Raw genomic sequence first — 14,444 nt, 5'->3', positions numbered from 1 at the left:
GTATTCAAAGTTTTAATACTTTTACCTTAACACCTGGAGTAACAATGTCCCAAGACAGGCTCTATACCGAGAAAGAACTTAGTTGGTTATCATTCAACGAACGTGTGCTTCAAGAAGCAGCGGATAAGAGCAATCCATTAATAGAACGGATGCGGTTCCTTGGTATTTACTCCAATAATCTGGATGAATTTTACAAAGTCCGTTTTGCTGATGTGAAACGGCGAATATTAATTAATGAAGAACGGGGATCGGCCACCAGCGCTCGAAATGTACTGAAAAAAATTCAGGCTAAAGTGGCTAAAACCGATCAAGAATTTGATGTGCTCTATAATGAATTGCTATTAGAAATCGCTCGTAATCAAATTTTTCTAATCAATGAACGACAAATTTCACCCAATCAACAAATCTGGTTACGTCAATATTTTCGTCAACATCTGCGGCCACATACTACGCCAATATTAATCAATCCAGAAACCAACCTGGTTGAATTTCTGAAAGATGACTACACTTATCTGGCAGTTGAAATTGTCCACGGCCAGAATATTCAATATGCGCTATTGGAAATTCCGTCAGATAAGGTGCCACGTTTTGTTAACTTGCCACCTGAAATGCCGCACCGCCGCAAATCGATGATCCTGCTAGACAATATTATGCGTTATTGTCTTGATGAAATTTTCAAAGGCTTTTTCGATTATGATTCCCTGAACGCCTACTCAATGAAAATGACCCGTGATTCTGAATATGATCTAGCCACAGAGATGGAATCAAGCTTGCTCGAACTGATGTCATCCACGCTGAAACAACGGCTGACAGCGGAACCGGTAAGATTCGTTTACCAGCGAGAAATGCCAGACGAAATGGTGGAATTACTGCGTAGCAAACTTGGTTTGTCAAACGATGACTCAGTGATTGCTGGCGGACGCTATCACAATTTTAAAGATTTCATTAAATTCCCCAATGAGGGGAAGAGAAATCTACTCAATAAACCCTTGCCGAGATTACGACACACCTGGTTTGATAATTTCCGCAACGGTTTTGATGCGATTCGTGAACAAGATGTGCTGCTCTATTATCCCTATCACACCTTTGAACATGTATTGGAATTATTACGTCAGGCTTCTTTCGACCCAAGTGTACTTTCCATCAAGATCAATATTTATCGGGTAGCAAAAGACTCCCGCATTATTGATTCCATGATCCATGCTGCCCATAACGGTAAAAAAGTGACCGTCGTGGTTGAATTACAGGCACGATTTGATGAAGAAGCCAATATTCATTGGGCCAAACGACTAACCGAAGCGGGTGTACATGTTATTTTCTCAGCACCGGGACTAAAAATTCACGCAAAGCTGTTCCTTATTTCCCGTCTGGAAGGTGAAGAAATTGTTCGCTATGCCCATATTGGTACGGGTAATTTTAATGAAAAAACAGCTCGCCTCTATACCGACTACTCCTTGCTGACAGCCAATCCACAAATTACTAACGAAGTGCGCCGGGTATTCAACTTCATTGAAAATCCCTACCGTCCGGTTAAATTTGAAAACCTGATGGTTTCGCCGCAAAATTCCCGCGCGATGCTCAACCAGCTTATTTCACAGGAAATCGCCAACGCCAAAGCAAATAAGCCCGCAGGCATTACGTTAAAGATTAATAATCTGGTTGATAAAGAGCTGGTGGACCGCTTATACGACGCTTCAGAAGCGGGGGTAAAAATACGTCTGCTGATACGCGGTATGTGTTCACTGGTGCCCAATCAGCCCGGGTTTAGCGAAAATATTCAGATCATCAGTATCGTTGACCGTTTCCTCGAACATGATCGGGTTTACGTATTCACTAATGACGGAGATGAAAAAGTCTTTCTTTCGTCTGCCGATTGGATGACCCGTAATATCGACTACCGAATTGAAGTTGCGGTTTGCCTACTTGATCCACAATTAAAACAACGGGTATTGGATATTCTCGAATTACAATTCAATGATACGGTCAAAGCCCGTTACGTTGATAAAGAACTGAGCAATAGTTATGTGCCACGAGGAAATAAGCGGAAAATCCGGGCACAACTGGCTATTTATGACTATATAAAAGCCCTCGAACAACCTGAACCAAGAGCTTAATCTATGCCGCTAACACACGACAAGCCAACACCCAGACCAATAGAAATCGCGGCTATTGATCTGGGCTCAAACAGTTTTCATATGATTATCGCACGAATTGTTAACGGTGCATTTCAGATCCTGGGCCGCTTAAAACAACGCGTCCATCTTGCCGACGGCCTTGACCACAACAATCGACTAAGCGAAGAAGCGATGGAGCGCGGTCTTGCTTGTCTGGCTCTATTCGCAGAACGATTACAAAGCTTTCCTGCTGATAATGTTTGTCTGGTGGGCACTCATAGCTTACGTGAAGCCAGTAATGCAAAAGAATTTATCAAACGCGCTAAAGACGTTATCCCCTACCCGATTGAAATTATTTCCGGCCATGAAGAAGCCCGTCTAATCTATATGGGCGTGGAACATACGCAACCAGAAAAAGACCGTAAACTGGTGATTGATATTGGCGGCGGCTCCACAGAACTGGTGATTGGTGAGAATTTTGAACCATTATTAGTAGAAAGCCGCCGAATGGGATGCATTAGTTTCGCCCACCAATTTTTTCCCGATGACGAAATTAGCGCAGAAAAATTCCGCAGAGCGCGGCTCGAAGCTGCGCAAAAACTGGAAAATCTCTCATGGCAGTACCGCATCACCGGCTGGAACTCAGCACTTGGCGCATCAGGGACAATTAAAGCCGTATATGAAGTACTGGTCGCAATGGGAGAAAAAGACGGATTAATCACTCCTGAACGATTGGAGATGTTAGTCAAAGAAATACTCAAATTCAAAAAGTTAAAAACCTTTGACCTAGCTGGATTATCAGACGATCGCAAACATTTTTTTATTCCTGGTCTGGCTATCTTATGCGGTATATTCGATGCTCTGCACATAAAAACGCTACAACTCTCAGACGGCGCACTACGTGAAGGTGTTTTGTATGAAATGGAAGGCCGCTTCCGTCATCAAGATATTCGCCAAAGAACCGCCAAAAGTTTAGCTGAACACTATAATATCGACAGAGAACAGGCCAAGCGCGTACTTAATACGACTGAAACACTTTACCAACAGTGGGCAATGCAGAATCCCAAACTGGTACAACCTCAACTCGAAGCAATTTTACACTGGGCGGCAATGCTACATGAAGTTGGATTAAGTATTAACTTAAGCGGATTACAACGACATTCTGCCTATATTCTGCAAAACACCAACTTGCCGGGCTTTAATCAGGAGCAACAATTACTGTTGGCAACCCTGGTTCGCTGTCATCGCAAAACAATAAAACTGGATGATTTACCAAGATTCAATTTATTCAAGAAAAAACAGTATCTGCCATTAATTCAAATCCTACGTCTGGCAACGTTACTCAATAATCAACGTCAATCCACAACCACCCCTGAATCACTCAGACTTGTTACTGATGATAGTCATTGGGCGCTCTACCTGCCTTATAATTATTTATCAGAAAACACACTGATGCAGCTCGATCTGGAAAAAGAGCAAGGTTACTGGCATAACGTTACGGGTTGGCAATTAGAAATAGCCGAGGAATCAATATAGCGATTTTAAACTATGAAAAAAAAGAAACGATCTCAGATAATTAAATTGGTTTTACTTATCAGCTTTCTGATGTTATTTGGCCGTTTCATTTACTCATCCATAGCGGCATTAGAGCATCATCAGCAAAATAAAAAGGTCATAATAGAGAAAAGTGAAAATCATCAAATGAAATAATCAAGCTAGCGTCTAAATCAATGTAATTATTTCACTGTTTCCCCGAAGAATTCGGGGAAACAAACTATCATAAACGTCATAATTTCAAAAGAATAACACCCACTATTATTATCACAATGCCCATCCACTGAATTTGGCTCAACCGTTCTCCGCGAATAAAAAAACCTAATAATGCGGTGACGCCACTTGCCAATGAACTCAAAACGGTAACAACTGCAACATGTCCCGTAACAGAGCCGTAAGCTAATGAAGCAAACCCTATCAAACTAAAGAAACTAATTGAAAAAACCAGAGCGATAATTGAAATCGGCGGTAATGATAAATTCCCTTTTTGTAACAACGTGAGGAACAAAAGAACCACAGCGGTTAAATAGTAAACCCATAATGCATTGATAACACCCAGATCTTTAACAGCAAATTCCCCTTGCAGCCAGAAGCCCAAACCAAACATAAATGAAGATAAAAGCGCGAAGAAAATTGAACCAGATGATTCTCGTTGTCCATCTTTTGATTTCGGTATACTGGTTAGACAGGCGCCAACAACACAAATAAATAGACTAAACAAAACCAAAGCGGTCATTGGTTTCCCATTTATCAGTGACAAAATCGTGGTAACGGCCCCATAAAGCGAAACAATCGGCGCGACAATAGAGGCTTTGCCGATCGATAACGCTTTAAGCAGAAACACCATTGCCATTAAATTGCAAACCGAAGCAACAACACATATAGTCAGTTGCAAGAAGCTTGCATTAACAAAAGACATCTCAAAATAAAAAAACAGCAGCAACGATAAAACAAAAAAACCAAATAGCTGACTGTAGAATAAAGATTTAGCAACGCCGACTTTTCTTGCCACTTGTCCTGCCAAAAAATCAGTACTTCCCCAACACAATGCTGAAATCAACCCCATTAAAATAGCCATAATGATGATCTCTTATTAATTTGTTTTTAACTGTACGCTGCTAGCAATACGTGTCGCATTTTCCATCGCTTCCTCACAACTATTACCATAAGCCAGAACATAACCGACAATAGAACCAAAGTTTTTATTTTTTGATGAATTTTTACTTTTCGATGAACTTTCACTTTTAAATGAAATAGTAAAAGGTGTTTTTTTAAATCCTGCGGAGATGAAATAAGGAATATCAGCATCTATCCTGATATCATTTACCATCCCTTCACCACGATAAAAAACAAATGCATCAGCGACAAATGGATAAACTCTTTCCGATTCTGGTGATATAGAACTCTCGATACCACAAACAAAATCGACCAAGTATTTAACCATATTAATCCCAGAGGTCATGAAGATCTGTTGAGCCGCTCTAGCGCCCGCTATACGTAAATTAATTTCAACCAATACTGGCCCGCGTGAGGTATAAATAAATTCTACATTTATTGCGCCACCTCGTAATCCCAAAACAGTTACCCACTCTTTAATAAGCTTACAAACCATTGTAAACTCAAATTCAGGCAGCTCAGCAGGATGAGATAAACCTATCATACACAGGTCATCGTCAGGAGAAACAAAAATTCTATTGATACCAATTACATGCCATTCATCATGACTATAAATTAATTCCGCGCCATAAAAATTTCCTTGCAGGAACTCTTCTATCAAGAACTCCTCATTGACTTTTCCAAGCATCGACATTGTGCCATTAGATGAAATTTCTGAAATTACATGGCGGTAATCATCTAGAGATTTACAAAGTGATACTCCATAAGCCCCCGCATCACGAAGTGGCTTAATAACAAACGGAAAAGGAACTTTAGGATTTTCTGGCATATTATTATAAGGAAAAACCTCGTAGGTCGGTTGTTCATAACCATGTTGCGCCAGAATATCCCTAACATTCTTCTTACTAAATGCGTTCCTCAAACCATTGATATCCGAGTGAGGCAAACCGAATTCTAACGCCACTTCAGACGCTATAATCATAAAATCATCATAACAGCCCAAGATCGCTACAACAGGAATGTTGTTATCTTTAATTAAATTAATGATATCCGCACTACTTCTCGTATTTAAATAATAAATATTATCGAATAATTCCTTCTTCAAATCATCATATAATCCTTTATTCATCGATTCCATTGACGTAAACAAAACAGGAGAAAACCCTAAATTTCTAATATAATCAATCGCTGAACATTCAACCGGTCTTACTTCAATAAAAATAAAAACGCCCATATCCACCCCATCATCAGTTAACAATTATTATTTTATACCCATCTTATTCACTCTTTAAATTATCCATTTTTATTAACAAATAAAATTTTCATCAAAATTAAGACAACCTAATCATCATGTATAGTTCCAACTAAGGTGACTTTCAAATACAAAATAGTCGAAATACAACCAGATTCATCTCTTTAATATATAACCAATTCAATAATAATAGAAATTTTTCCATAAAAAACAATTTTATTGTCAAGATAAAATATTTATTCATTTTTTTAATAAGGAAATAAACAATTATTCCATTTTAATAATTAATTTTATTTGACATATCAGACTTTGTATACTTTTATTAATACTACATTGATTTACGGATATCTTTTAGTTAATGGAATAAATTGTTTAAATTAATTTATTATTCCCAAATCTTCTTCTTATATATTTTCATTTATAGGAGTATTTATGTCATCTCATGAAGTTAGAAAAACAGTATTCAGCCCTTCCCCGTGGGAAAATAAAATGGGATATTCAAGAGGAAAAAGAGTTGGCAATCAAATCTTTATTGCAGGATGTGTCGCCTCAGATGGTGATGGAAATGTTATGGGAGAAAATGCTTACGAACAAACTCTATTTATCATAGAAAAAATTGAGAAATATTTAAAAGAACTTGGTGCAGAACTGACTGATGTTGTCAGCACAGTAACACATTTAACAGATTTCCAACATTTTGATGATTATTGTCGAGCATTTAATGAGAAATTTGGCGATATACGGCCGGTCAATACCACCATTGCCGTTAAATCGATGGTGAAGCCAGAACATTATGTTGAAATTACAACTATTGCCATCGACAGCAAATAGTTAAATTAAAGAATAATACCAATGGTAATTGATCTACCTGGAGGCTTGGCATGAATAAAATTAGCGTGCTCCCCGGCTCTACTCTTAATGGGGAAATAGTCATACCATCATCTAAGCCTCATATCCAAAGAGCGCTACTATTAGCATTGTTGAATGAAGAAACAACTACCGTAAATAATATATCGTGGTGTACCGAAACAGAAGATCTCCTTATTGCTTTACAACAATTTGGGCTGCAAATTCTGGACAGAGGTAAAAATCGCATCATATTGAAAGGAGCACGTCCAATATATCATTGCAATGGGATTATTAATGCTAATGGCTCTGGTATGTTATTTAGAATCAGTGTCGCTTTGGCCTCACTGACGGAAAAAGAAGTTTATATAAAATGCAATGATTCATTGTTTAACAGAGAAAGTCTGTATGATGAATCATTTTTTTCATATCTAAATGTATTTGCAGAAAAGCAAAAAGAAAATATCGTCACGGTTTCCAGGAGAATATATCCATCACAGTCACCATTAAACTTCAATAAAAGCACTCAATTCCTATCATTCTCTCTTCTTGTTTCACCATTTATTAAAGGGAAAAGTCTTATCATTAACAACAACGGTGAAATTAAGAATGGATATGTCGATATAACAATTAACATGATGGCGTTACTGGGGAGCAAAATCACCCGCATAGGCAGTACATTTATTTCAACTGAATATCAATCAAAGGATATTACTATCAATATCCCTTCGGATTTCACATCACTAAGCTACATTGCTTCATCAATATTAAGTATTAACCGACCAAGCAAAGTCACCATAAAAAGTTATTATCTAGGGAATACCATTAACGAAAGAGTACTATTTGACATATATAGAAAACTTGGTATGAATTTAAACTATAATCCAATTAAGAATGAACTTAATATCAGACTGGAGGGGGAATATAACGCCATTACAGATGAAATCTATTTAAATGAACTCCCTTCCGTTGCGACTAATATCATCGCGGCGGCGATTAATGGTAATGGAGATATTACATTTTCCGGTCTTAATGCTATAAATAATCATAAATGCCAACGGGCATTTATTATCAACGAAAACATACGCATGATGGGAGGCAAAAGTTATTTAATTTTTAATGACACTGGGGCTTTCAACAAAATAAGGATTAACGGTAACGGGCCATTAAACGGAGGCGTTGAAATATTCAGCTACTATGATCATCGGATTTGCGCATCCAATATTATTGCATCACTAGGGGCAAGAGAACGAACAACCGTTAATCATATACATAAATTAGATGATGGTTTTCCTGGATTTATCCAATCCTTAAATTCTCTCGGGGCTAGAATAAGTTAGCTAACAGTATAATAAGCGAGATAAAAATATGAAGTATTATGGTAATAATCATCCGCCATTTATCGAAATAAATAAAACTAAATCACTAAATGGTTCAATAACTTTACCTGCCTCAAAAAGTTCTTCAACTCGCGCCATTCTGACTGCATCATTAACGGAAGGTACAAGTAAAATAAATAACATGGCATCAGGGAACAATACAACAGCAATGAAATTAAACTGTTCCCGTTTAGGAGCATCATTTAATAGTGATATTACAGGGACAATCGTAGAAGGTATAGATATCAGAAAGATTGATAAAAAAATCATCTTTAACCCAGGTAATTCTGGCGTTGTATTACGATTATTAATGGGTGTATCCGGTTATTTACCTGATACTGAATTTATTACAGAATACCGTCACTCCCTGGGTACACGTTCACAATCAGAAATGGTCAATGCACTCAAATTACTCAATATTCAGTGTACCGCCGTTGGGCCAGATTCACTTTTACCAATAAGCATGAAATCAAATAGAAACATCGGTAATTACACTGAGATTTCATGCAGAAAAAGCTCTCAATTCCTGAGTGGACTACTTTACTTAGGCGCTATCAGTGAACGAGATCTACAAATAAAAGTCACCGACACAATTACCGCGCCATCGATGGTTCACACGACAATTAATAATTTGCGCAAAGCCGGCATCAATATTGAATATGACGATAAATTCCGCAATTTCTTTACCACAGGAAAAAGTCGATTTATCCCATCAGAATTTAGCGTCGGCGCTGATCCCGCCAGCACGGCAGCGATCCTTGCACTTTGCGCCTCACTGAATTCTGACGTCACCCTAAACGGTTTCTTTGAGGAAGAATTAGGTAACGGCGCGGTAGTGGATTATTTAATTAACAGTGGAACGAAAATCAGCTTTATCAGAGAAGATTGTCTCAATATTCGCTCTGGCGGCCCCCTGAAAGCACAGGATTTCGATGGTTCACTGGCGCCAGATGCGGTACCTGCACTTGCTGCATTAGCTGCGTTTGCCGATGGTAAAAGCGTTTTCTATAACATTGAGCATATCCGCTATAAAGAATCAGATAGAATTTCCGATTTTCGGCGAGAATTAGACAAAATAGGAATTAGATCAGAAGAAAAGCTAGATCAATTAATTATTTATGGTAATCCATATGGATATAAAGGCGGTGTTATTGTCGATGGCCATTATGATCATGGATTAATCATGGCGCTCACCACAATAGGTTTACATTGTGATGAGCCACTCATTATTAGTGAGCCATATCATGTTGGTCAAACTTATCCAGAATACTTCGCCGAAATATCCACATTAGGCGCTAACGTGAATGAATTAAAATATTCTGGCCCTATACCAGAAGACATCTAAACATCATTGATAACTCTTAACCAAAGGAATTCACTATGTGTGGAATTGGTGGTATTTTTAATACAGAAAACAGGCTTATTGATGATATTGAGAATAAGCTACATACTATAATGTCAAAAATAGCACATCGAGGTGATTCATCTCGGTTTAATGAGAAAGTTGTCAGAAATAACTTTGCAATCGCAACCAACAGACTGGCGATTGTCGAACGTGATTCAGCCTATCAACCCATATCAAATCAGGAACATGATCTTCATCTTGTGCTGAATGGTCAAATTTATAATTATAAATCTCTTCGAAATGAGTTAATTAAACAAGGTTACCAATTCAAAAATGGCGGCGATGCTGAAGTTGCCCTAATCGCCTACATTTGCTATGGCAAGTCATTTATTAAAAAATTAGATGGAATGTTCAGTTTTATTCTATTTGATAATAAGAATAATAAATTCTTATTAGGAAGAGATCACGTCGGAATAAAGCCACTCTATTACACCCAAAAAGAGGGTAACTGGTATGTAGCATCAGAAATAAAATCATTGATCGAGTTTAATTCAGAAATTAAACCCGTTGAACCCGGTTCAATTTTCGACGGCTTTACCAGTGAAAAATATATTAGCTACGACACAAATATTTCCGCAAGCAACGATAACTTCGAACAGGCAAAAGAAAAAGTCTATTCACTTTTAGATAATGCCGTCAAAAAGAGGGTTGATACAGATCTACCTATATCAATCATGTTTAGCGGCGGTATAGACAGTACCATTGTGCTCTATCTTGCACACAAATATCACCACGATGTTACAGCAATTTCATTTGGATTACCCGGTTCAAAAGATATTGAAATTGCCCAAAGATATTGTTCTGAGAATAAGATAAAACACATCATCTATACCTTTACTCAGGAAGAATTAATTAATAACATCCAAGATGCTATCTATTATGGTGAATTTTTCGAACAAATTGATGCAATTGATTCGAATATTGCTCACTTTGGTTATTATATCGCTAACCGCCTCGGCTTTAAAATCGCTCTATGTGGAGAAGGCAGTGATGAAATTTTTGCTGGCTACGATCTATTTAAGACATATCCCGATCCCCATTATCTCTCCCTATATCGATTAAATAATCTTCATAGAACTGATTTACAAAGAGTCGATCGGGCAAGCATGAGAAATACGGTTGAAGCACGAGTTCCCTTTATGGATTCAGCATTGGTTCCTTATGTTTTAAGTCTGGATTTTTCTTACAAACTCAATAACGGAGTAGAAAAACATATTTTACGTGAAGCATTCAGAGGAAAAATACCCGAATATATCATTGACAGACCAAAAATAAGAATGCCAGATGGTAGCGGGGTAAAAAATACTATCATAGATTACGTTAAAGATATTAAATGCGATCTACCAAAGAGCGTTGTTGACAACCTTAATACTATCGGCTTAACCAGCCAAAGCGCTCTCTATTTCGCTGAAAAATATCTCTCTTTAGGCTATCCACTACCAAAGGAGCGTTTCAAAGAATCTGGTAAAGATTTCTCAGAATCTGGTTACTTTAATTTCATATCATAATTTCAACATTGTGTGAGACTGTAATTTAAATTATGTTGATTGCTGCATTGTTTATCCTACTAACAATGCAGCTATTTGGGAAAATAGAATTTCTTATTTACATCACTTAACATCTAACTGGAACTCAATATCCTTTTTTAAAAAATCATAATCAATAATTTCAACTCTCTTATTTTTTGACATAATGATTCCTTTCTCATTCAAACTCTTAATAGCCCTATTTAATTGCCTAACTGAAACACCTAAAATAGATGCTAAGTCTTCCCTTCTCTCTAATATCTGTACAAATCCATTTCTTTTCGAATTATAATAAAGAAATCGCTTTAATTTATCCTCAACAGTCAAAAATACTCCCGACCGAAACAAAAATGACTCGAAAAGCTTATTACTGAGTTGTTTACAAACAAATTCAAGAAATCCAGGAGCCGTTAAGCCAAACGTTTTCACCGTCTCTAACGGTATTGATAGAAGTACTGACTGCTCCTGAGCAAAAATAGTATTAATTATGTTATTCTCTTGGGAATGAAAAAGTTCTAAATCTCCAATAAGAAAAAGAGGAGTAGCAAAGGCAAAAACAAAGAATTTGCCATTAACATTATAAAATTCAACCTTAAGTTTCCCCTCAACCAAAATATAGAGATGAGTAAAATTCGATGACTGATGCGTAAGATAAGCATTTTTCTTAACATCAACCACCTCCAATTTTTGCATAAATTCTAATGGAAAAATGCTATCAAGATGATATTTATCAATATAATTTTTCAGCTTTCTCTGTTTACCCAGACACATATTTAATCCACTATATCTTAAATCACATCATAACTAAGTATATTTAAATATTTCCGATCTTTCCATTTATTCTCCATAAATTTCCCCACTAAGATATTTACAGATTACAGATTACAGATTACAGATTACAGATTACAGATTTAATATAAACTTTTTCAATTGTACATAAAGATGAATAAAATAAAATTTTTCACTACGATAATCTCGTTATTTCCTTTTCTAATCGATTTTTCAATTCATTACTAGAAAAGGAAGCCTGTAATGCATTCAAATTTGTTTCAATAAAATCACTATATTGCCAACCAAAATATCGATTAATCCTCAAATATTCTTCACATAAAGTTATATTTGCAACTGTCCGGGCATCCGTATTAATCCCAATATTGACACCAATCTCTTTTAAGAGATTAACTGGATGGTTTTCATAGATATCATAAATATCGCAAACAATATTACATGTCGGACATATTTCTAAATGTATATTTCTTTCTATAATAAGATCAATAACATCTCGATCTTCAATGCTTCTGACACCATGTCCTATACGAGAGATATTTAATTTATTAATAGTCTCACGCACACTCTCAGCCCCTTTCGCTTCGCCTGCATGTGCAATAACATTTCCACCATTTTCCAACACCATTCTAAACGCCCTCAAATGCGCATTGAGTGGATATCTTGCCTCATCGGCAGCAAGATCAAGAGCAACAACACCATATTTAACATATTCATTGACTAGATATGCGGTTCTCAAACTTTGATCTTCTGAAAAATGCCGCAATGTACACAATATTAAACCGGCTGCTATACCATATTTAATTGAAGAACTTTTCATTGCCTCCAAAACAGTTTCCACAATATCGCGGTCATTTAATCCTAAACGAAGATGCAGTAAAGGGGCAAATCTAATCTCAGCATAGACTACGTTATCGCTTTTTAGTTGTATGAAAAGATCCTCAACAGCATCAACTATTACCTCCCTTTTTTGCAGTAAATCCAATGAAGGAGTAATCTTATTTAAAAAATCACCTAAATCATGACATTTTTCAGAGGCAATATATTTTTCACAAAACGACTTCTGGGTAATATCAGGAATAAGTTTTTTAACGAAATGATAACTCAACCCAGTATCAAGATGTGTATGTAACTCCACCTTTCTCAGTAAATCAGGATTAAAATTCATCTTTTATCCGCCTATATGATTAAAATTATGACAATAATGCAAATAGTTTATTCTTAAATACTCTCCCCTTGATCTTAGTCACCACAGTCATATTATGGGGATGATTGAGAAGATCGGTTGAGTCAATAACTAAATGCCCATATGAACGTACACTTTGATATTCAACATAACCATACGCCTCTAACTTATCCTCTATCATTTCATTCGAATATAAAGCAATAGCCATTGTTATAGGATCAGGCAGATCAAACCCTTTTCTATTCGTCCTTCCCGCATTAAATTCAACCAATGTTCTATTACAGTTCACTGCAAACTGACCAAGATCACCTAAAGAATTTAATTTATCCATATCGAATTCATCAATAAAAGCCTCTTCCATACCTAGCTCCCATCCACAAAATATAAGAGGTAATCCAGAATTCAATACTATATGTGCTGATTCAGCATCAACATAAATATTAAATTCAGCTAACGGCGTAATATTACCTGGCTTCATCCCTGACCCACCCATAATATAAATCATTTTGACAAATTTATATAAATCTGGCTCTTTCAAGACAGCCATTGCAATATTTGTCAACGGCCCCAAAGTGATTATTTCTATCTCCCCGGGGAATTTTTTTACGATATCAATAATTGCATCTACTGCATGCTTATCTTCTGCTATTAGTGAGGGCTCTGGTAAATTCATATTACCCATACCATCTTTCCCATGAATATGATATGAAGCATAGTGTTCTCTAAATAACGGCTTGCTCATTCCTTCATATACCGGAGGAATATATGTTCCTGCTTTCTCAATACTAACTAACGCATTTTTCCTACATTGAGCAACAGCACAATTACCGGCAACAATGGTGATACCCTCAATAAAAACTGATGGCTCACGAAGCGCCATCAGTAATGCAACCGCATCATCGGAAGCCGTATCTGTATCAATAATGAAATGTCTCATAGACTACCTCCCTTTATTATGTTCCTTACATTAAGTTATAAGTTCCGCCCAAAAAAAGTCACATGACCTTTTTTCAAAATCAAGAAACAATGTGCATAGAGATATATAACGAGTATGTGATCTATTTCACAATATATCCGTCATCTTTCAAGTTGCCTCTTTGTTGGCTACACTCACTCACCCCGGTCACATAGTTTTCTATGCTCCCTTGCCGTCGCGATCCATCTTGAAATCCATTGGGTATATACCGTCAATAAATCATTTGAAGTTATGGGTTATAAATAATACATACATGCAAAATATAAAGAAAAAATAGCTGCCTAAGATAGACAATTAACGTCTT

The 14,444-nt window shown here is 36.7% G+C and carries 12 protein-coding genes; 7 read left to right on the top strand and 5 right to left on the bottom strand.

The genetic code is table 11. From position 1 onward, the window contains the following. Nucleotides 1-44: 44 nt before the first annotated feature. Genes ppk1 through EAE93_RS25520 form a run of 3 tightly spaced genes read left to right on the top strand, consistent with a single transcriptional unit; the run spans nucleotide 45 to nucleotide 3,824 of the window. On the top strand, nucleotides 45-2,114 hold the full coding sequence (ppk1, locus tag EAE93_RS06890; RefSeq protein ID WP_036805124.1) for a polyphosphate kinase 1: 2,070 nt from the start codon (nucleotides 45-47) through the stop codon (nucleotides 2,112-2,114). A 3-nt stretch (nucleotides 2,115-2,117) separates the two neighbouring features. Beyond that, entirely contained in the window at nucleotides 2,118-3,650 is a 1,533-nt protein-coding gene (gene ppx / locus EAE93_RS06885) for an exopolyphosphatase (RefSeq protein ID WP_036805121.1), read from the top strand. Between the two features lie 12 nt (nucleotides 3,651-3,662). Beyond that, nucleotides 3,663-3,824, top strand: coding sequence for a YfgG family protein (locus EAE93_RS25520; RefSeq protein WP_105397102.1), 162 nt, complete (start codon nucleotides 3,663-3,665; stop codon nucleotides 3,822-3,824). A 76-nt stretch (nucleotides 3,825-3,900) separates the two neighbouring features. Here the strand turns inward: EAE93_RS25520 and EAE93_RS06880 are convergent, their stop codons facing one another. Together EAE93_RS06880 and EAE93_RS06875 are read right to left on the bottom strand one after the other, a co-directional pair. Beyond that, on the bottom strand, nucleotides 3,901-4,746 hold the full coding sequence (locus EAE93_RS06880) for a DMT family transporter (RefSeq protein WP_214039364.1): 846 nt from the start codon (nucleotides 4,744-4,746) through the stop codon (nucleotides 3,901-3,903). A gap of 15 nt (nucleotides 4,747-4,761) precedes the next feature. Then, nucleotides 4,762-6,018, bottom strand: a complete 1,257-nt coding sequence (locus EAE93_RS06875; RefSeq protein ID WP_040153268.1) for an ATP-grasp domain-containing protein — start codon at nucleotides 6,016-6,018, stop codon at nucleotides 4,762-4,764. Between the two features lie 450 nt (nucleotides 6,019-6,468). Here EAE93_RS06875 and EAE93_RS06870 point away from each other — a divergent pair, with 450 nt between their 5' ends. Genes EAE93_RS06870 through EAE93_RS06855 form a run of 4 tightly spaced genes read left to right on the top strand, consistent with a single transcriptional unit; the run spans nucleotide 6,469 to nucleotide 11,174 of the window. Beyond that, nucleotides 6,469-6,867: a RidA family protein gene (locus tag EAE93_RS06870; RefSeq protein WP_036805111.1), complete on the top strand. Its 399-nt coding sequence runs from the start codon at nucleotides 6,469-6,471 to the stop codon at nucleotides 6,865-6,867. A gap of 50 nt (nucleotides 6,868-6,917) precedes the next feature. Next, entirely contained in the window at nucleotides 6,918-8,222 is a 1,305-nt protein-coding gene (locus tag EAE93_RS06865) for a 3-phosphoshikimate 1-carboxyvinyltransferase (protein WP_214039363.1), read from the top strand. A 28-nt stretch (nucleotides 8,223-8,250) separates the two neighbouring features. Next, nucleotides 8,251-9,606 carry a 3-phosphoshikimate 1-carboxyvinyltransferase gene (gene aroA, locus EAE93_RS06860; protein ID WP_214039362.1) on the top strand — a complete coding sequence of 452 codons (1,356 nt, stop codon included), beginning with the start codon at nucleotides 8,251-8,253 and terminating at the stop codon, nucleotides 9,604-9,606. A gap of 35 nt (nucleotides 9,607-9,641) precedes the next feature. Further along, nucleotides 9,642-11,174: an asparagine synthetase B family protein gene (locus EAE93_RS06855; RefSeq protein WP_214039361.1), complete on the top strand. Its 1,533-nt coding sequence runs from the start codon at nucleotides 9,642-9,644 to the stop codon at nucleotides 11,172-11,174. A gap of 102 nt (nucleotides 11,175-11,276) precedes the next feature. On the opposite strand, the gene EAE93_RS06850 is transcribed toward EAE93_RS06855, so the two are convergent. The 3 genes from EAE93_RS06850 to EAE93_RS06840 all read right to left on the bottom strand — a co-directional run bounded on the left by EAE93_RS06850 (nucleotide 11,277) and on the right by EAE93_RS06840 (nucleotide 14,101). Then, nucleotides 11,277-11,963, bottom strand: coding sequence for a Crp/Fnr family transcriptional regulator (locus EAE93_RS06850; RefSeq protein WP_072165536.1), 687 nt, complete (start codon nucleotides 11,961-11,963; stop codon nucleotides 11,277-11,279). Nucleotides 11,964-12,156: 193 nt separating this feature from the next. Further along, nucleotides 12,157-13,146: an adenosine deaminase gene (gene add, locus EAE93_RS06845; RefSeq protein ID WP_036805104.1), complete on the bottom strand. Its 990-nt coding sequence runs from the start codon at nucleotides 13,144-13,146 to the stop codon at nucleotides 12,157-12,159. A gap of 25 nt (nucleotides 13,147-13,171) precedes the next feature. Further along, nucleotides 13,172-14,101 carry a nucleoside hydrolase gene (locus EAE93_RS06840; protein ID WP_214039360.1) on the bottom strand — a complete coding sequence of 310 codons (930 nt, stop codon included), beginning with the start codon at nucleotides 14,099-14,101 and terminating at the stop codon, nucleotides 13,172-13,174. Nucleotides 14,102-14,444: the final 343 nt, after the last annotated feature.

Origin of the sequence: Photorhabdus akhurstii (assembly GCF_018448925.1) — a bacterium.
In the GTDB taxonomy this organism is placed as follows: domain Bacteria; phylum Pseudomonadota; class Gammaproteobacteria; order Enterobacterales; family Enterobacteriaceae; genus Photorhabdus; species Photorhabdus akhurstii.
Note: the sequence above shows the minus strand (reverse complement) of the source record. Positions and strands in the feature narration are given on the sequence as shown.

What these genes read in the sequence shown, in the direction of transcription:
- EAE93_RS06840 (WP_214039360.1), bottom strand. Translation starts at nt 14,101, where the DNA reads ATGAGACATTTCATTATTGATACAGATACGGCTTCCGATGATGCGGTT.
- add (WP_036805104.1), bottom strand. Translation starts at nt 13,146, where the DNA reads ATGAATTTTAATCCTGATTTACTGAGAAAGGTGGAGTTACATACACAT.
- ppx (WP_036805121.1), top strand. Translation starts at nt 2,118, where the DNA reads ATGCCGCTAACACACGACAAGCCAACACCCAGACCAATAGAAATCGCG.
- EAE93_RS06855 (WP_214039361.1), top strand. Translation starts at nt 9,642, where the DNA reads ATGTGTGGAATTGGTGGTATTTTTAATACAGAAAACAGGCTTATTGAT.
- EAE93_RS06880 (WP_214039364.1), bottom strand. Translation starts at nt 4,746, where the DNA reads ATGGCTATTTTAATGGGGTTGATTTCAGCATTGTGTTGGGGAAGTACT.
- EAE93_RS06850 (WP_072165536.1), bottom strand. Translation starts at nt 11,963, where the DNA reads ATGTGTCTGGGTAAACAGAGAAAGCTGAAAAATTATATTGATAAATAT.
- EAE93_RS06870 (WP_036805111.1), top strand. Translation starts at nt 6,469, where the DNA reads ATGTCATCTCATGAAGTTAGAAAAACAGTATTCAGCCCTTCCCCGTGG.
- EAE93_RS06865 (WP_214039363.1), top strand. Translation starts at nt 6,918, where the DNA reads ATGAATAAAATTAGCGTGCTCCCCGGCTCTACTCTTAATGGGGAAATA.
- ppk1 (WP_036805124.1), top strand. Translation starts at nt 45, where the DNA reads ATGTCCCAAGACAGGCTCTATACCGAGAAAGAACTTAGTTGGTTATCA.
- EAE93_RS25520 (WP_105397102.1), top strand. Translation starts at nt 3,663, where the DNA reads ATGAAAAAAAAGAAACGATCTCAGATAATTAAATTGGTTTTACTTATC.
- EAE93_RS06875 (WP_040153268.1), bottom strand. Translation starts at nt 6,018, where the DNA reads ATGGGCGTTTTTATTTTTATTGAAGTAAGACCGGTTGAATGTTCAGCG.
- aroA (WP_214039362.1), top strand. Translation starts at nt 8,251, where the DNA reads ATGAAGTATTATGGTAATAATCATCCGCCATTTATCGAAATAAATAAA.